General features: G+C 69.2%; 15 protein-coding genes. 9 read left to right on the top strand and 6 right to left on the bottom strand.

The window, feature by feature from the left end; all coding sequences use genetic code 11:
• Nucleotides 1-54 precede the first annotated feature (54 nt).
• Nucleotides 55-5,298 carry a hypothetical protein gene (locus AB0B33_RS02200; protein WP_360765711.1) on the top strand — a complete coding sequence of 1,748 codons (5,244 nt, stop codon included), beginning with the start codon at nt 55-57 and terminating at the stop codon, nt 5,296-5,298.
• Between the two features lie 43 nt (nt 5,299-5,341).
• On the opposite strand, the gene AB0B33_RS02205 is transcribed toward AB0B33_RS02200, so the two are convergent.
• Nucleotides 5,342-6,307: a helix-turn-helix domain-containing protein gene (locus AB0B33_RS02205; protein WP_360765713.1), complete on the bottom strand. Its 966-nt coding sequence runs from the start codon at nt 6,305-6,307 to the stop codon at nt 5,342-5,344.
• Between the two features lie 43 nt (nt 6,308-6,350).
• Here AB0B33_RS02205 and AB0B33_RS02210 point away from each other — a divergent pair, with 43 nt between their 5' ends.
• The 6 genes from AB0B33_RS02210 (at nt 6,351) to AB0B33_RS02235 (ending at nt 12,059) form a co-directional block, all read left to right on the top strand.
• Nucleotides 6,351-6,740, top strand: coding sequence for a cupin domain-containing protein (locus tag AB0B33_RS02210; protein WP_360765716.1), 390 nt, complete (start codon nt 6,351-6,353; stop codon nt 6,738-6,740).
• 56 nt (nt 6,741-6,796) lie between these two features.
• Nucleotides 6,797-7,300, top strand: coding sequence for a helix-turn-helix domain-containing protein (locus AB0B33_RS02215; RefSeq protein ID WP_360765719.1), 504 nt, complete (start codon nt 6,797-6,799; stop codon nt 7,298-7,300).
• A gap of 69 nt (nt 7,301-7,369) precedes the next feature.
• A complete protein-coding gene (locus AB0B33_RS02220) occupies nt 7,370-7,861 on the top strand; it encodes an SRPBCC family protein (RefSeq protein WP_360766212.1) in 492 nt (163 codons plus the stop codon).
• The gene (locus AB0B33_RS02225; protein WP_360765721.1) at nt 7,858-8,883 is read left to right on the top strand and encodes an LLM class F420-dependent oxidoreductase; all 1,026 of its coding nucleotides are present in this window, start codon (nt 7,858-7,860) and stop codon (nt 8,881-8,883) included. Before AB0B33_RS02220 ends, AB0B33_RS02225 begins: the two co-directional genes overlap by 4 nt.
• Nucleotides 8,884-8,894: 11 nt before the next feature.
• A complete protein-coding gene (locus AB0B33_RS02230; protein ID WP_360765724.1) occupies nt 8,895-11,201 on the top strand; it encodes a molybdopterin-dependent oxidoreductase in 2,307 nt (768 codons plus the stop codon).
• A gap of 312 nt (nt 11,202-11,513) precedes the next feature.
• Complete coding sequence (locus tag AB0B33_RS02235) at nt 11,514-12,059, top strand: dihydrofolate reductase family protein (protein WP_360765726.1); 546 nt, start codon at nt 11,514-11,516, stop codon at nt 12,057-12,059.
• Nucleotides 12,060-12,095: 36 nt separating this feature from the next.
• On the opposite strand, the gene AB0B33_RS02240 is transcribed toward AB0B33_RS02235, so the two are convergent.
• Nucleotides 12,096-12,335 carry a hypothetical protein gene (locus AB0B33_RS02240; protein WP_360765729.1) on the bottom strand — a complete coding sequence of 80 codons (240 nt, stop codon included), beginning with the start codon at nt 12,333-12,335 and terminating at the stop codon, nt 12,096-12,098.
• Nucleotides 12,305-13,831, bottom strand: coding sequence for an AMP-binding protein (locus AB0B33_RS02245; RefSeq protein WP_360765731.1), 1,527 nt, complete (start codon nt 13,829-13,831; stop codon nt 12,305-12,307). The genes AB0B33_RS02240 and AB0B33_RS02245 overlap by 31 nt, the downstream gene beginning before the upstream one ends.
• Nucleotides 13,832-13,892: 61 nt before the next feature.
• Between AB0B33_RS02245 and AB0B33_RS02250 the strand changes: the two genes are divergently transcribed.
• Entirely contained in the window at nt 13,893-14,720 is an 828-nt protein-coding gene (locus tag AB0B33_RS02250) for a hypothetical protein (RefSeq protein ID WP_360765733.1), read from the top strand.
• Nucleotides 14,721-14,897: 177 nt separating this feature from the next.
• Nucleotides 14,898-15,614, top strand: a complete 717-nt coding sequence (locus AB0B33_RS02255; RefSeq protein ID WP_360765736.1) for a nitroreductase/quinone reductase family protein — start codon at nt 14,898-14,900, stop codon at nt 15,612-15,614.
• On the opposite strand, the gene AB0B33_RS02260 is transcribed toward AB0B33_RS02255, so the two are convergent.
• The 3 genes from AB0B33_RS02260 to AB0B33_RS02270 form a co-directional block, all read right to left on the bottom strand.
• Nucleotides 15,615-16,463 (bottom strand): LLM class F420-dependent oxidoreductase, encoded by an 849-nt coding sequence (locus AB0B33_RS02260; RefSeq protein WP_360765739.1) that lies wholly within the window; start codon nt 16,461-16,463, stop codon nt 15,615-15,617.
• A gap of 32 nt (nt 16,464-16,495) precedes the next feature.
• Entirely contained in the window at nt 16,496-17,185 is a 690-nt protein-coding gene (locus tag AB0B33_RS02265; protein ID WP_360765742.1) for a TetR/AcrR family transcriptional regulator, read from the bottom strand.
• Between the two features lie 87 nt (nt 17,186-17,272).
• Entirely contained in the window at nt 17,273-18,196 is a 924-nt protein-coding gene (locus tag AB0B33_RS02270; protein WP_360765745.1) for a phosphotransferase, read from the bottom strand.
• Nucleotides 18,197-18,206 lie beyond the last annotated feature (10 nt).

Genomic DNA, 18,206 nt, shown 5'->3' on the forward strand with positions numbered 1-18,206 from the left:
CGCCGCAGGAGCGGTCCCGCGTGGGAGGATCCCGGCCCGGCAGGAGGAGGCTGCGTGGCAGAGGAAGAGCCGGCCAACGTGATCGCGGGCGAGGTCACCGGCCAGGCGGTCCAGGTGGGGTCGGTGCACGGGGACATGTACGTCGGGGTGCCTCGGGCGGTGCCGCGGGCTGTGGTGGACCCGCCCGCGGGGTGGGATGACCTGCCTTCGTTGCCGGGGAAGATCGTTTCGCTGTTGCGGGCACAGATCGAGAACGCGGAGATCATGCCGTACCGCCTGCGGGGTGCTCGGCGTCCCTCGCTGTCGACCGTGTACGTGCGCCAGGACGTGACTACGGGGTCCGAGCTCCAGCCATCCGACCAGGCGCGACCACTCCCGGTACTCGACAGCAAGGGCCGGCTGATCGACGTCCCGCACCCACCGGTGGCGCGCCTGACCGTGCGGCCGCCGTCGAGAACCCTCACCGAAGCGCTCGACGGCGGCGAGCACATGCTGGTCACCGGCGGGCCGGGCCAGGGGAAGTCCACCCTCTCGCTGCAGCTGGCAGCCGACGTCGCTCGCCATTGGCAGGAGAGCGACGGCGCTCCGCCGCTGAGCGAGCCCGTGGTTCCCCTCCGGTTGACCGCACGCGAACTCGCCGCGCGGCTCGACCTGCCGTTCTTCGAAGCGCTGGCCGACACGGTCCGCGGCGAGTACGGGGCGATGCTCGATCAGCCGATCGGCGCGGACGACCTGGTCGGCCGGGTCGCCGGCTGCCGCTGGCTGTTGCTCGTCGACGGGCTCGACGAGGTGGCCGACACCGCCGTTCGGGACCGGCTGGTCACGGTGCTCGCTGTCCGGGCCTCGGACGCCGCTGCCGCGTACCGCGTCATCCTCACCACCCGGCCGATCGAAGGAGCCACCCTGGCTCCGCTCCAACGCATCGGCGCGGCCCGTTACGAACTGCTGCCCTTCGACGAAGCAGCGTTCCGGCTCTTCGCCGAGAATTGGTTTTCGGACAGCCCGGACGAAGCGAAGAAGTTCATCCGCCAGGTTCGCGACGCGCACCTGGACGAGCTGGTCCGGGTGCCGTTGCTGGCCACTATCGCGGCGATCATCTTCGACGAGTACGCCGACCGGCCGTTGCCCGACAACCAGTACGAGCTCTACGAGACCTACCTGGATTTCCTGCGGTCCGCTCACCCCACGCCGGCCAGTCCTTTCGACGAATGCCGCGGCCGGCTGATCGAGCACCTCGGTCGCGTGCGGCTCGAAGAGGACACGTCCTTGATCACGGCTGCCTGTCGATGGGTGACCGCGCACCTGCCCGAGCTGGGCGCCGAGGCGGACTGGCGTGACCAGCTCATCACCCAGCTGGCCGGCATCGGCCCGTTCCTCCGCCGCAGCGACGACCTCGGCTTCCTGCACCACAGCTTCGCGGAGCACCTCGCGGCGACGGCGAAGGCCCGGCAGCTCCCGGAGACCTTCGACCCGTCGCACCGCGAGTTCGTCGAACTGCTGCACGCGGCCGAGCCCGAGGAACGCGGCCGCTACGCCCGGCGCGTGTTGCTGCACTACACCCGGTTGCACCCGGCGGAGGCGGACTGTTTGACGAGGTTCCTCCACGACGGCGGGCCTCAGCAGCACCTGCTCGCCGCCCGCTTGCTGGCCTGGCACCTACCGGCGAGCAAGGGGGACGTGGACGCGTTTCTGGCCACAGCACGCGCCTGGGCCGCTACGACGCAGTATCCGGGCGGCGAGATCCTGGCCGAGGTCAGCCGGGCCGCGCACCACCCTGGTCTGGTGGGTTGGCTGCAGGGGCTCATGCGGGATGGCGCGATTCCGTGGCCCTCCCGCGTCGAGGCGGCCGTCGCGCTGGCAACTCGCCTCGGCAACGAATCCCGCGCGGAGGCCGTCGAGACGCTCCGGACTGTCGTTCACGACGCGACGATCGAGGTGCAAGCTCGGCTCGACGCCGCAGAGGCGCTCTCCCAGTGCGGTGACGACGAGCGGAGCGCGGCGATCTTCGGGTTGGAATCCGTTCTGGACAGCCCGGAGGCCACGGTCGCGCAATGCGGCGATGCCGCCGTCGTCCTCGCCGGGCTGGGGGCCGAAGCGCGAGTTCGCGGAATAGCGGCGCTGATCACAGTGCTGGACGATCCGAGGGCGACGGATCCCGATCTCGTAGCCGCTGCGGTGAGCCTGCTCGAGATCGACGTCGAGTTCCACGAGCGCTGCGCCTCGGTGTTCCGGATGGTCCTGCGACGCCGTTCGTGGGCGTCGTCCGGGGTGGAAGAGGCGGCACGCGGCTTGGCGTCGCTTGGTCCGGAGCGCCTTGCTGAGGCTGCCGCTGAGCTGGAACTGCGAATCGCCGATTTTTTCCTGCACTATAGTGATCGGTTCCAGGCTGCTCGCGTTTTGATGCAACTCGGGCCACAATACCGAGTCGGAGCCGGTGAGCTTGTCCTTGAGTTGGCGACCGGACCAGCTGCCAACGGCGAACCAGCGTACGCCGCCTCTGTGCTCGCTGGCTGTGGACCTGAATTCCATGGGCCAGCGGTAAGTCTCGTCCGTGCAGTACTCTCGGATCCTGTCGCTGGTGAGAGTGATCTGTTCGCAGCAGGTTGGCGGTTGGTCGATCTGGGGCCTGACCACTGGCCGGATGCCGCGTCTGCCCTCGGTCGCGCGGTCAACCATCCACTGGGATATGACGCTACGCGCATCAATGCCATGGCGCAGCTCGCAAAGCTGGGAGAACCGCATAGGGAGCTTGCTGTCGACCAGCTCCGGTTTGCAATGAAAGATCCGGAATTGTCGGCGGGGAACCGTTGCTCGGCTGCTGCAGAGCTGCTTCGCCTCGGCCCAGAGTTTCACGCCGAAGCGGCCGAGTGGCTGATTCGTTTCACTAGGGCGTCGACCTCGCCGAGCACCCGAGTCGAAGCATGGCGCCAGTTGAGCCAGTTGAACCCCGAGATGGAAAAGCGTGCATCAGCGGAAATTCTCGACCTCGTAAACGGCAGAGAAACAGAGGGCTGGGTCGATCATTTTATCGTCCATGGTGGTGACGTCCTGCAATCGGACGAATTGGTCGATGCGCTGGAGAAGCTGGTATCTGATGCTGAAGTCAGTGGTCGTCAAAGGAATGATGCAGCTGTCAGTCTCTCAAAGCTGCACTATCGGCATCATGCTGTGGCTGCCAGGGGGTTCGCTCGATTGATCCGTGACGGTGTTGCACGTGAATTCGAAATTAAAGTCGCCGGTCGCCACATGAGTTACGCCGGAGTCAAGAATCGCCAGGTGGTCGCCGACGTGTTCCGGAATCTTGCAGTTTCCGAAGATAGTCGTCCCAGTCTGGTGTGTGTCGCGGCGGGGGCTTTGGGGGATTTGGATTCTCTTTGGAATGATGAAGTAATCGGTTCATTGCGGAAAATGGCTGATGACTATTCAGTGGACGCCGTGTCGCGTTGCAATGCAGTTGTTCTGTTGGCAAGGAACACGTCCGCGACGTCAGATGAAGTCGTCGGCGTCGGCGTTCGGTTGTTATCGAAACTAACCGTCGCAGAGTGGGAGAGCTATGTCAAAGACATCGCCGCCGTCGGTGTCGACCTGGCTGACGAGATTCACGCGATGATGGCGGATCGTGATACGCCTTACCGGTTCCGTCAACAGGCAGCCGTGCTTTTGGCGGAGATGAGGCCAGCGCTCAGGTGTGAGGCGATCGCGGAACTTCAGTCGCAGGCCAATGATCCGTTCTTCGACAGCTACTGCAGAACTAGCGCGTTGAGAAGGCTGGCCACTGCAGACCCGAGCACTGCATCCGGGTCCGTCGAACTGCTTCAAGCGATGATGTTGGATGAACGGACCTCGATCAGTCGGCGTAGTGACGCTGCATACGAACTCGCAGCGATCGAGCAATCGGGTGGCGAACAGGCTCGCCGGACCTTGCTGGGGTTCGCTGCTTCGCAGGAATCGACGCCGTGGGAACGTGGCAGGGCTTTGGGGATGCTCGCTTATTTCCACAATCAGGACCGCACGATCGCCAGGCTCCGGCTTGCATTAGCACATGACCCAGCAGCTGCCAGTGGCGTAGTTCGTGCGGGTTTGCTGCGAAGCCTGCTGGGCAAGGAGCGCCGAGCAGTCGGACGAGCCATGGTGCTAGATCGTCTCGTTTCGCCGGCCAACTGGCCTGACGTTGTGGCCGTGTGGGAAGACTCCAGACTGGCGGTGGATGCCGAGCGAGAACTCATCGACCGCCTAGCTGGGCCTGAACCGACTCCGGCGGAGCGCATAGACGCGATCATGGCGTTGAGCAGGCTGTCGCCGGCGCACGAGACGAGAGCTGTGGAACTCCTGGAAAATATGAGTCGCGGTGGCGTTGCTATCAGTCGTATTCGCAAGGAACTGGCCACGTTAACGCCACGTTGGCGCAGGCGTGTCCTGGCTGACGCTCGAACCGTGTTGTTTGATTCCGGTCGTCCCGGACGAGAACGGGCGTTGGCTGGGCTCAGCATTGCCGAACTGACGTCGGAGATACCCGAGGAGATCCAGACCCAGATGGCGGACCTCCTCGGCGACGAACGGATAGCGCGTCGGCTCCGTCTCCGCGTCCTAATTGGATTGAGGCGTCTGGACGCACTGCGGTCAATCCGCGACGACCAGCGCGTACCTTTACTCGTCCGCAGGCACGCGGCAACCGAACTCTCGCACTACAGCTCGGAAGATCGCTCCGTCGGCGCTGCGTTGCTGCGTGCGATCGCGGCCGATGCCGCTTGTCACCCGATGGTGCGTTGCTGGGCAGCTCACGACCTGGCTGAGTTCGGCGTCCAAGGGTGCGAATGGGGAGCCGAGGCATTGAAAGCGATCATGGTGGACGAGACTCTTCCGGTTTCCGCGAGGCAGAGTGCAGCACGGGAGCTGGGTCTGTGTCGGCCAGACCTTCGTGGTGATGTGTTGGCGTTGCTGCGTCGGCTCGCGAAGGCCGGAAGTGAGGTTGTTCGGATCTCGATCTGGAAGTCGATCGGGTCGTTCGAACCTGGGGAAGGCGCGGCAGAATTGATGAATATGGCCCACGACCGCAGCCTGGGACCAGTGGTCCGGCGTCGCAGCGCCTGGGCTGCCGCGCGACTTCACCGCGGATACCGCGAAGACGCCGCGGTCGTCGCCCGGGAGATCTCCCATGACGCCGGAGCCCTGCGGAATGTCCGGGTGTCCTCGGCCAGGCTCATGGCTGCCACTAGTGAACTGTGTCGACCTGAAGCTCGTGAACTGATCGACCGCCTACGCTCGCAGGAAAACGGACCGAAATCCGACGAGCGTTAGTGAGCCCTGTGGCCTGAGGGCGGTTCGAGCGGTTGCGCTGACCTCAAGCCGCCGGGCCGAAGCGGCGGCGGTACGCGCTGGGGCTCAGCCCCGTGTGCCGGCGCAACTGCAACCGCAGGTTCGCTGCCGTTCCGAAGCCGCTTGCCGAGGCCACCCGGTCCAAGCGCAACTCGCCTCGCTCGATCAGGCGGCAAGCCAGCGTCACCCGCTCCGTCGTTAGCCAGGCCAACGGCGTTGTCCCCAGCTCGGCCCGGAACTTCCGGTGCAGGGTCGCCGGGCTGGTTGAAGCGTGGGCCGCGAGGTCGGCGACCGTGAGGGGCTCGTCCAAGTGGGCGAGGGCCCAGGCCAGCACCGGAGCCAATGAAGTGTCCGGGACCGTCGGCACCGGGCGGGCGATGAACTGCTGCTGCCCGCCGTCGCGGTGGCCCGTGAACACCAAGCGCCGGCTGACGGCGTTCACCACCTCGGCGCCGTGGTCGCGGTGGATCAGGTGGAGGCCCAGGTCGAGGGAGGCCGCGCTGCCGGCCGCCGTAAGAACATCACCCTCGTCGACAAAGAGCACGTCCGGCTCCCATCGCACCGCCGGGAAGCGTGCAGCGAACTCCGGGGCCCACTGCCAATGGGTCGTCGCGCGGCGGCCGTCCAGGACGCCGGCCTCCGCGAGCGCCAGGGCGCCCGTGCAGAAGCTGACCAGGCGTGCGCCTCTGGCGGCTGCGCGGTGGATCGCCGCGATGATCGAAGGGTTCGTCGGGACCCGCGTGTTCGGGCGGGCCGGCACGATCAGCGTGTCCGCTGTGTCGGCCGCCTCCAGGCCGGGGACGTCGGTGAGCGTGAACATGCCCAGGTTCATCCGCACGGCGGGCGTTGCCGAGCACAAGGTGAAGTCGTACCAAGGGCGGTTCAGCTCGGGCCGGCGGAGGCCGAACAGCTCCGTGGTCACGCCCATCTCGAACGGGTTCGACTCCTCCGTCACGATCGCCACGACGCGGTGCGAGAATTCTTGCGGCATGTGCGATTCCTAGCACTCGTGCCCGGGAAACGCCAGGTCGAGGATGGGGTGCATGAACCCGATCGACCTCAATGAAGTCCTCGCGAGCTTCGACGCCGCCTGGAGTCCGCGGATCGTCAGTCGTGTCAACGACTACGACGTCCGGCTCGCTCGCTTCGATGGTGAGCACGTCTGGCACGTCCACCGGGACACCGACGAGTTCTTCCTCGTTCTCGACGGGGAGATCGAGATCGGGCTTCGCGACCCTGACGAACGAGTGGTCACGCTCGGAAAAGCGCAGGCTTTCGTCGTGCCCAAGGGCGTCCACCACAAGCCGTCGTCGAAAGCGGGGGCCAGTGTTCTGCTGGTCGAACCCGCCGGGACGCTCTCGGTCGGGGACGACCACGACGAGGTGCCCGGCCACGTCGACGTCACCACCGGGCACCTTGTCTGACGGCGACCGCCGCTGACCTGCTGAGTCTCTCTGCGAAACGGCGTACCCTCGGCCGCATGAAACGGACGTCGTTCGCGCAGTGGCCGTGTTCGATCGCGCGCACCATGGATCTGCTGGGGGACTGGTGGACCCCTCTGGTGCTGCGGGACGCCTTCTACGGCGTGCACCGCTTCGACGAGTTCCAGCAGGCGCTCGGCATCGCGCGCAACACCCTCGCCGACCGGCTCAAGCGGCTGGTCGAGGAGGGTTTGCTGGAGAAGGTCGCCTACCAGACCGAGCCGGTGCGCTACGACTACGTGCTCACCGAGAAGGGCCGCGACTTCTACCCGGTGCTGCTCGCGATGACCCGCTGGGGCGACAAGTGGCTCGCCACCGAAGCCGGCCCGCCGATCACCGTCCACCACCTCGCCTGCGGGCACGACACGCACGCCGAAATCGTCTGCGCGGAGTGCGGTGAGCCGATGACGCCCGAGGAGACGCGCATGCGCCGCGGGCCCGGGTTCCCGCCCCGGCTGGCGCAGCGGCCGGACGTCGAGGCGCGCTTCGCTCGGCAGGAGTGACGTTGACAGCGTAGGTCTATCTACGCAACTATCGTGGTCAGACGGCTCTTCGAGAGGGGTGCGACCACGATGGAGTGGACCGGCGCGAGGTACGCCGACCTGCCGACGGCCGAGGTCTCGACCTGGATCGACGCCGTGCCCGAGGACGTCTGGCCGGTCGTTTCGGACATCGCGCTGATGCCCGAGCTGAGCGCCGAGCTCCAGTCCGTCGAGTGGTGCGAAGTCGGGCGCAAGTTCCTCGGCCGCAGCAAGCACGACGCCTTCGGCGAGTGGGAGACCACCTCGTACGTCGTCGAGTGCGAGGCCCCGCGCGTGTTCTCGTGGGCCGTCGCCGACCCGGCCGAGCCGAGCGCGGTCTGGAAGTTCACCCTCGAACCCGACGGCGGCGGCACCCGGCTGAGCCAGTGGGTGCGGATGGGGCCCGGCCGGTCCGGGCTGTCCTTCGCCATCGACCGGATGCCCGAAAAGGAACAGAAGATCGTCTTCGTCCGGCTGCGCGAGTTCGAGACGGCGATGGCCGGCAACCTCGCCGCGATCAAGGACCGGGTGGAGAACCGGTGAGGACCGCGACCACCGTCGAGTTCTCGAAGGACACCCGTGAGACGGTCGACTTCGTGCTGGAGGCGGAAAAGCTCGGCCTCGACGTCTGCTGGGTCGCCGAAGCCTGGGGTGCCGACGCGCCGTCCGCGCTCGGCTACCTCGCCGCGCGCACCGGCCGGATCCGGCTCGGGTCGGGCATCATCCAGCTCGGCACCCGCACGCCGGTCGCGATCGCGCAGGCCGCGCTCACCCTCGCCGACCTGTCCGGCGGCCGGTTCGCGCTCGGGCTCGGCGCGTCCGGGCCGCAGGTCGTCGAAGGCCTGCACGGCGTCCCGTTCGCAAAACCGTTGACGCGCATGCGGGAGACCGTCGAGATCATCCGCCAGGTGTTCGCCGGCGAGAAGGTTTCCTTTTCCGGCAAGGCGTTCGAGATCCCGCTGCCCGGGGAGGCGCGGCCGATGCGGCTGTCGACCGCGCCGAACCCGGACATCCCGATCTACCTCGCGACGCTGTCGCCGAAGCTCCTCGAGCTCACCGGCGAGGTCGCGGACGGCTGGCTCGGCACCAGTTTCGTCCCCGAAGGTGCCGAGGCGTACTTCGGCCCGCTCGACGCCGGACTCGCGAAGGCCGGCCGGAAGCGGGCGGACATCGACGTCTGCCAAGGCGCCGAAGTCGCGTTCGCCGACGACGAAGCCGAACTGCGCGCGCTGGTCGGCAGCCGCAAGAAGGAACTCGCCTTCAGCCTCGGCGGGATGGGCTCGGCCACCACGAACTTCTACAACAACGCCTACAGCCGCCAGGGCTGGGCGGACGTCGCCGCCGAGGTCCGGGAACGCTGGCAGGGCGGGGATCGCGACGGCGCCGCCGCGCTCGTCACCGACGAAATGGTGCTCGGCACGACGCTGATCGGCACCGAGGACATGGTGCGGGAACGCCTGCGCGTCTGGCGCGAAACCGGCGTCGACACCGTCCGGCTGTACCCGGCCGGCGAAACGCTCGAAGCGCGCTTGAGCACCCTCGGCCGCGCGCTCGACCTGCTGTGAAGGGAACCGCCATGGGCGAGTGGCAGCGCACCGCGTGCAGCCTCTGCTACCTCAACTGCGGCCTGGAGGTGCAGGTCGAGGGGCGGAAGATCACGCGCGTCCGCGGGGACAAGGCGCACCCGCGCTCCGCCGGGTACCTCTGCCAGAAAGCGCAGCGCCTGACCTGGTACGGCGACCACGACGACCGCTTGACGACGCCGCTGCGCCGTCGTCCGGACGGCACGCACGAGCCGATCGACTGGGACACCGCGCTTTCCGAGATCGCCGCCAAGCTGCGCGCGATCCGGGACGCCGACACCGCGGCCGGGCGGCCCGGCTCGTTCGCCTACGTCGGCGGGGGCGGCCAGGGCAACCACTCCGGCGGTGCATACGGCGCTTCACTGCTGAAGTGGATGAACTCGACGCGTCACTTCAACGCGCTTTCGCAGGAGAAGACCGGCGACTTCTGGGTCAACGGGCAGCTGTTCGGCTCGGCGCTCGTGCACACCGCCGAGGACGTCGAGCACTGCGACCTGCTGGTGGTGCTCGGCTGCAACCCGTGGCAGGCACACGGGTTCAGCAACGCGCGGCACGCGCTCAACACGTTGAAGAACGACCCCGCGCGCCGGATGATCGTGATCGACCCGCAGCGCACCGAGACCGCCGAGATGGCCGACCTGCACCTGCCGCTGCGGCCGGGCACCGACGCCTACCTGCTGGGCGCGATCCTGGCGTTGCTGCTCGAACGCGGTGGCGCGGACGAGGAATTCCTGGCCCGGCGCACCGAAGGTTTCGACGACGTCGCCGCCGTCCTGGCGAAAGTGCCGGTGGACGCCTGGATCGCGCACGCCGAAGTGTCCCGTGTGGACGTCGAGCGCGCGGTCGAGCTGATCCTGGCGGCGGAAGCGATGACCGTGCGCGTCGAGCTGGGGATCCAGCAGGGGCGGCACTCGACGCTCAACAGCTACCTCGAAAAGCTGCTGTACCTGCTGACCGGGAACTTCGGGCGGCGCGGCACGAACAACCTGCACTCGTGGCTGCTGCCGCTGTGGGGTTCGGGGAGCGGGAAGCGGTCGGAGATCACCGGGTTCGAGTACATCGGCGGGCTGCTGCCGGCGAACACGCTGGCCGAGGAGATCCTCGCCGACCACCCGAACCGCGTCCGCGCGCTCTGGGTGGAGTCGTCGAACCCCGCCAACACCTTCGCGGGGACGCGGGAGGTCGAACGCGCCATCCGCGCCGCCGAGCTGTCCGTGGTCGTCGACATCGCCTACACCGAAACGGCCGCGCTGGCGGAATACGTGCTGCCGGCCGCGTCGCAGCACGAAAAGTGGGAGTTCACGCTCTTCACGTTCGAATGGCCGACCAACTACTTCCAGCTGCGGCCGCCGTTGCTGGACCCGTTGCCGGGCACGCTCGTCGAAGCGGAGATCTACACGCGGTTGTTCGACGCGCTCGGCGTGCTGCCGCCGTCGGACGTGCTGGCTTCGCTGGCGCTCGGCCCGCGGTCCGAGGTGCAGGCGGGGATCGGTGCGCTGGTCCAGGCGATGCCGGAGCGGGCGGCGATCCTGCCGGTGCTGCTCTACCGGACGCTGGGGGCTTCGCTGCCCGGTGGCGCCGCGTCGATCGCGCCGCTGTGGGCGGGGTGCCACCGCGCGGCGAAGACGATGACCGTGCCGGTGCAGCGCGCGCTGGGCAGCACTTCGACCGGCTCGGATCTCGGCGAGGAGCTCTTCGACCGCATTTTGGCCGGGCCGACGCCGTTTTCCGCGCACGAGCAGGACGAAGTGTGGAGCCTGCTGCGGCGCCCGAAGGTCCGGCTGGCGGTGCCGGAGTTGCCGGACTGGCTGACCGCGCTCGACCCGGCGGCCGAGGCGGCGGACCCCGCGTTCCCGTTTTCGCTGCTCAACGGGCAGCGCCGGGCGCACAACGCGAACCAGATCCTGCGCGACCCGCGCTGGCGCCGCACCGACCCGGACGGCGCGTTGCGGGCGCGTCCGGAGGAACTGGCGTCGATCGGTGCGGTGCCGGGGGATTGGGTGGCGGTCGTGACGCCGGCGGGACGCGTGGTCGTGCGCGCCGAGGCCGATCCGGGGATGCGGCCGGGACAGCTGGCGCTGCCGCACGGTTATGGCATGGCGCACCCGGCCGCGGACGGTGGCCGGGTGGTGAGCGGGCCGCGGATCAACCTGCTGACCGATGCGCTGGACCGGGACCCGATCGCGGGGACGCCGCACCACAAGGACGTCCCGGCGCGGTTGGCGGTGGTGACGGCGGAGGAACGGGCGCGGGCGGAAGCGGACAGCGCGCGGGTGCGCGTCGCCAGTGGACGGTCTTAGCGGTTCGCCGTTTGTTGCTCAGCCCTCGGGCCGGTTTTCGAGATTGTCCTTCTTCGTGCTGTTGGGATTCGTGGTGATGTAGGGCAGCGCCATGCAGGTCGAGTTCGGGCAGTGGGCCATGGCTCGGCCTGCCGGGTGTAGTGGGTGGTTTCTCGAATCGCCTGTCGTGGCGGCCTGTTACGGCGAAGCAGGTGGCGTTACGAAGCGGTTATCGCTGACTGCGCACGAACCGGGCCACGTAGTAGCCTCGCGATCATGGCCGCTGCGACGGGTGCAGCGTGTCCGGAACGCGAACCGAGGCGAAGGGTGCCCATGCGGAAGATCGTCGCGAACCTGTTCACTTCCCTCGATGGCGTCGTCGAAGCGCCCGACAAGTGGTCGCTGAAGTACTGGAGTGACGAGATCGGACAGGCGGTCGGCGGCGGGATGGCCGCGGCCGACGCGATGTTGCTCGGGCGCGTCACCTACGAAGGGTTCGCCGAGGCGTGGCCCGGGCGGACCGTCGAGGACGACGAAGGCGCCGAATTCATGAACAACGTGCGGAAGTACGTGCTGTCGTCGACGTTGCCCGAGGTCACCTGGAACAACTCGGTTCTGCTGACCGGCGACCCGGCCGAGGCGGTGCGGGCGCTGAAGGCCGAGGCGGGTGGGGACATCATGACCAGCGGCAGCACCACGGCGGTGCGGTGGCTGCTGGCCGAAGGCCTGGTCGACGAGCTGAACCTGCTGCTGTACCCGATCGTCGTGGGGCGCGGGCGGCGGCTGTTCCCCGACGAAGGTCCGTCGTTTCCGTTGCGGCTGGCGAAATCGGCCACGTTCTCCAACGGCGTCGTCCAGCTGACCTACGTTCCCGAGTGATTTCGCCGGAGCCAAGGGACGCCGCCGGCTGGTCCGTCAGCGCTGGAAGCCCTTCGGGTCGGCCAGGTAGCGGTCCAGCTCCGGGTCCTCGTGCAGCTCCGTGAACCCGTCCTCGACCACCCAGCCCGGCCCCAGCTCCGCCAGGTTGTCCAGCTCCGCGCGCAGCCCCTCGCTGAGGGGCAGCGCGGCGAGGTCGGCCGGGCCCACCTCGGCCCACAGCACGACGCCGTTGTCGAAGAAGAACCTCAGTTCACCTGGCGCGACCGGCCCTGCCAAAACGGCTCCCGCAGCTTGAACTTCTGGATCTTCCCCGTCGCCGTCCGGGGGAGCTCGGCCAGGAACTCCACCCGCTTGGGGCACTTGTACCCGGCCAAGTACGAGCGGCAGTGCTTGATCAGGTCGTCCGAAGTCACCGGCGAGCCGTCCGTGACGACCAAAGCCGTCACCAGTTCGCCCCACTTTTCGTCCGGGATGCCGATCACCGCGGCCTCGCGGACCGCCGGGTGCGAGTTCAAGGCGTCCTCCACCTCGATCGACGACACGTTCTCGCCGCCCGAGATGATCACGTCCTTCTTGCGGTCCGCGATCGTCAGGTAACCCTCTTCGAACGTGCCGCCGTCGCCCGTGTGGAACCAGTTTCCTTCCTGGACGCGGGCCGTCTCCTCGGGGTTCTCCCAGTAGCCGTCCAGGTTGTGGTTCGACCGCGCGAGGACCTCGCCGTCGGTGTCGACGTCGATGCGGACGCCCAGGGCCGGCGTGCCCGCGCGGCCGAGCAGGCGGGCCTGCTCGTGCGGGTCGAGGTCGGCCCACTCGCTGCGCATGCGGTTGACCGTCAGCAGCGGGGCCGTCTCGGTCAGGCCGTAGATCTGGATGAACTCCCAGCCCAGCTCGGCGCGGACCCGCTCGATCGTGCGCGTCGGCGGGGGTGCGCCGGCCACCACGATCCGGACGCGGTCGCGGCCCGGGATCTCGCCTTCCCAGGTCGCCGCGCCGTCCAGGGCCGCCGTCACCACCGCCGGGGCCGCGCACAGGATCGTCACGCCGTGCTCCTCGATGCGCCGCAGGATCTCGGTGCCGTCGACCTTGCGCAGCACGATGTGCCGCCCGCCGAGGCCGGTCACCGCGTACGGCATGCCCCAGCCGTTGCAGTGGAACATCGGGAGGGTGTGGAGCAGGACGTCGTTGTCGCTCAACGTCGTGTGCAGGCCGAACACCACCGCGTTCAACCAGATGTTGCGGTGCGTGAGCTGGACGCCCTTGGGCCGCGCGGTCGTGCCGGAGGTGTAGTTGACGGTCGCCGTGGCGGACTCGTCGCCGTCCCAGGGCCGGGGGACGCCGTCGCCGCCCCAGAGGGCGTCGTCGTCGCGGCCGAGGACGAACACGTGCTTCGCCGTCACCGTGTCGAGCAGGTGTTCCAGCTCCGGGTCGACGATCAGCACCTCCGCACCGGAGTGCTCCACGATGTACTTGACCTCGGCCGGTGCCAGCCGGAAGTTCACCGGCACCAGGATCCGGCCCCAGCCGGACACGCCGAAGAACGACACGAGCAGCCGCGCGGCGTTGTGCGACACCATCGCGACGCGCCCGCCGGGCGGCACGCCCAGCGCGTCCAGGTGCGCGGCCTGCGCCCGCGCCCGCTTCGCGACCTCGCGGTAGGTGAGCGAACCCCAGCTCGGCGCCGGCTGGTCCGGCTCGTCGACCACCGCGACGCGGTCCGGGTACACCGTTTCCGCGCGGTCGAGGAAGTCCCGGACACCCAGATCGAAGAACATGCCCCCGATGATGACTCTTCGCAGGTGCTCGCACCAGTCCGATGTGGTTCGCTGGAGCACGATGGACTTGGACACGGTGGCCGGCGAGCTCTACGGGGGTGACCTCGCGGAGTTCGTCAGCGCGCGCAACGCCGCCGCGAAGGCCGCCAAGGCCGAGGGGGACGCCGAGCTCGCGAAGCAGATCAAGGAGCTGCGGAAGCCGACGACGGCCGCGGCGATCGTCAACCGGCTGGCGCGGGAAGACGACAGCCGGCTGCGGGAGCTCGCCGAGCTGGGCGAGGAGCTGCGGGACGCGCACACCCGGCTCGCCGGCGACGACCTGCGCGCGCTGACCCGGCGCCGCGGTGAGCTCGTGCGGCGGATCGTGCACGGGCTGCCGTCGATGAGCGACACCGTGTCCCGCGAGGTCGAGGCGACGCTCGAAGCCGTCGCGGCCGATCCGGACACCGCCGCGCTCGCGGTCGCCGGGCGCCTGACGTCGGTCGCGCACCAGGACACCGACCAGTGGTTCACCCTCGCCGCCACCGTGCCGCCCGCCACCGGGAAGCGGTCGAAGAAGCTGGTGGACCAGGCCGAGCCGGCGAAGTCGAAGCGCGATCACCGCCGTGAGGAAGAGGAGCGGGCGCGGGCCCGCGCCGAACGCGACCGCCTGCGCAAGGAAGTCGCCGAACTGGCGAAGGAGCGCGCGGTCGTCGAGCGCGACCTCGTCCGCACGCAGCGGGCGGCCGAGCAGGCGACCGCGCGGGTCGAGGACCTGCGCACGCGGCTTGCCGAAGCCGAGGAACGCGCCGAGCGCGCGACGGCCGAGTTCGAGCAGGCGAAGGAAAGCTACGAACAGGCCGACGCCGCCGCCAACGAGGCGCAGAAAGCCGCCGACGCCGCGCGCTGATCCCGTGCTACTGTGCGGATGCGCCCCGGATGGGCCTACGCACGGAGGTAGTGGCTACTCAGCCCCCTTGAGATCGACACGTTCTGCCTTTCCCCGGCAGGAGTGTGCCCTCCGCGCGCCCCAATTCCGTGTCGGCTCACGGCCTCCGGTGATTTCCCTTCATCGGAAAGGACCAGCTTGATCCAGCTCACCACGACCGGTGCCCGCACGGGCCGGCCGCACCGGGTTCCCCTGGGGGACTTGACGATCGACGGCCGGCTCGTCGTCGTGGCTTCGGCGATGGGGTCGCCGAAGCACCCCGCCTGGTACCACAACATCCGCCACAACCCTTTGGCCACCGTGGAAACCGGCACGGAGACGTTCGAGGCGATGGCCGCGCTCCCGCCGGACCGCGACGCGTTGTTCGCCGCGGTGGTCGAGCGGGAACCGGGGTTCGCGGCCTACCAGGCGCGAACGACCCGGATCCTGCCCGTGGTCGAGCTGCACCGGCTCGACGACGGCCGTCGCCTGGGCGATTGGCTCGTCGAGGTGCACGACTGGTTCCGCGCCGAGCTGCGGGACCTGCGGGGCGGGGAATCGCGGCGCTTGAGCACGAAGTGTTCCGGCTTCTGCACCGCGCTCACCCGCCACCACACCGGGGAAGGCACGGCGATCTTCCCCATGCTCGCCGCGCGCTTCCCGGCGCTCGCGCCCGCGTTGGCGAAGCTCGGCGAGGAGCACGCCGTCGTCGCGCTGCTGCAGGAGGAGATCCAGCGGCTCGTGGACGAAGAAAGCGATCCTGCGCGGCTACGCGCCGAGCTCGACCGGCTCGCGTCCGAATTGGAAGGTCACTTCGCCTACGAGGAGCGCACGATCGTCAAGGCGCTGAACGCGCTGGCCCCGGCACCGGACTGATCAGAGCAGCACCTCGGCCAGCTGCCGCTGGTGCACCAGTTCGACGTCGGGGGACGGGCCGAGCACCTGCACCGCCACGTGGTCCGCGCCGGCGTCCACATGGGACCGCAGGTCCTTCGCGATCGTCTCCGGTGAGCCGTGGCGGACCAGGTCGTCGATGAGGCGGTCGCTGCCGCCACCCTCGACGTCCGCCTCCGGGTAGCCGTGGCGCCGCAGGTTGGTCACGTAGTTCCGCAGGCCCAGGTAAGGGTTCTGGACGTACGGGCGGCCGATGGCGCGCGCGGCCACCGGGTCGGTGTCGACGACCACCTTCTGCTCGGGGGCGAGCAGCTTGCCCGGGCCGAGGATCGACCGGGCGTGCCGCGTGTGCGCCACCGGGACCAGGTACGGGTGCGCGCCCGCGGTGCGCTCGGCGGCCAGCTTCAGCACGCGGTCGCCGAGCGCGGCGAGGATCCGGGCGCCGGTCGGGACGCCGGCCGCGTCGAGCCGGTCGAGGTAGTCGACGATCTTGTCGTAGGGGCTGCGGTACTCGGTCACCGACTCGGGGTGGCCGACGCCGACGCCCAGCAGCAAGCGCTTTCCGTAGCGGCCGGCGAGCCGGTGGTACGACGCCGCCAGGGTTTCCGGCTCGTCGACCCACATGTTGACGATCGCCGTCGCCACGGTGATCCGCTCGGTCGACGCGAGCAGGTCTTCGACGAACGCGAGGTCGCCGACCGAGTTCCGGCCGGTGCCGAGCCAGACCGCGCCGTAGCCGAGCCCGTCCGCCGCGATCGCCTGCTCCTTCCGGGCCGCGTCGTCGCGGTGCGGGGCGAGGAACAGGCCGAACTGCTTCACTACACTTGTCATAGAAGTCAATGTAGCGAATGTAGCGCCGAGCGTCAGCCCGCGATCCGGTGCAGCCACTCCCGCAGCATCTGACGCTCGGTGGTCGTCAGCGCTTCGACGTCATCCGCGAGCGCGGTCGACAAAGCGACAGCCAGTGCGCCGACGGAAGAGCCGCCGGTCGGTTCGTCCGCGAGCAGCCCGGCCAGCACGGACTCCCTGACCTGCGCGGACATCGCCGGGGCGCGGTCGTCCTCGGGCCGGGCGATCAGGCTCAAGGTGACCCCGCTGTTGGCCGCCGCGAACTGCCGCGCGGCCTCCGCGGCCTTGACGCGCAACCGGCCTTCGCGCGCCAGCGGCGTGAACAGCTCCAGCAGCATCGCTTCCGCGCTCGAGGTGAGGTTGCACGGCACGCCCGGCTCGATCTGGCCGTAGAGCAGCACGTAGAACGCGGGGTGCGCCAAGCCGTACTCGACGTGCCGGTCCCAGCCCGCGCGGATCCGGTCCACCGGGTCGCCGCCGCCGTCCGGGGCCTGGACGTACTGCGTGAAGCCGTAGTTCACGACCGCGTCGAGCAGGCCCTGCTTGCTGCCGAAGTGGTGGTAGAGCGTGGGCGCCTGGACGCCGGCGCGCTCGCAGATCGCCCGCGTCGACACCGGCCCGTCGCCGGCCTCGTGCAGCAGCTGACCCGCGGCCAGTAGCAGACGGTCGCGAGTACTGGTGGCGTTGCTCGATCGTCCGGCCATGTAGCAATTGTAGCGCCGCCCTGTAACGCCGCAGCTTTCCCTATGAAAGTGGCGCGCACTTTCACGTGAAAGTGCGCGTTGGCGGGGTCAGCGGAGGCGTAGCTGGACGCGGCGGAGGCCGGCGAACGCGGCCAGCACCAGCGGGTCGGTCGTCGCGGCGGCCGGGCGGACCGAGCGGTAGCCGTCCAGTAGTGCCTCCCGCAGTTCTTCTCGCTGTGGCAGGTGCCGGAGCTCGGCGAGGGTCACCGCCAGGTCGTAGGCGTAGTGCCCGAACCCGCAGTCGTCGAAGTCGATCGCCCGCACCCGGCCGCGGTGGAACAGGTAGTTCACCTGGCGCAGGTCGCCGTGCACCAGGCCGAACGCGTCGGCGCCGAAACCCAGCTCCGCCCGCACCGCGCGGGCGCGGGCGACCGCGTCGCGGATCCGCTCGTCGCCCGTCCGCGCGACCGCCCGGTCGACGACCGCCGGGGAGAAGCCGTCCACCTGCGTGCGGCCGAACTCGGTGAGGTCGTCGACGCGGCCGCGGTCGAGGCCGTTCATCCGCCCGCCGTGCAGGTGCAGCCGCGCGGTGAACTCGCCGAGCGCGTACAGCTGCGGCGGGCTGAGCCGCTCGTCGACGAACCGGCCGTCGACCCAGTGGCAGAGCACGCACGTGCGGGGTTCCGGCACCGCCGGGTCGGCGACCACGGCGATCAGGTCCCGCTCGCGCGTGGGCACCGGCCGCGGGACGACGAGGTCGGTTTCGCGGCACAACGCGGCGAGCCACGCCATCTCGGACCGCACCCGCGCCGGCCCCGGCCCGTCCGGGCGCTGCACGCGCAGGACGTACCGGTGGCCGTCCGCGCCGTCGACGCGGAACGCCGTGTTGAGCCCGTGTGCCAGCGGGGTCAGCCGGGCCACCGGCACGGCGTAGGCGGTCAACGCCGCTTCGGCGAGCCGGCGCAGGCGGCGCGTGCGGCCGGCGCGGTCGAGTTCGGCGAACGGCCGGGTGTTCGCCTGGAAGTCGGCCATCGCCCAGGTG

It is taken from the genome of Amycolatopsis sp. NPDC049159 (assembly GCF_040648295.1).
Lineage (GTDB): Bacteria > Actinomycetota > Actinomycetes > Mycobacteriales > Pseudonocardiaceae > Amycolatopsis > Amycolatopsis pretoriensis_A.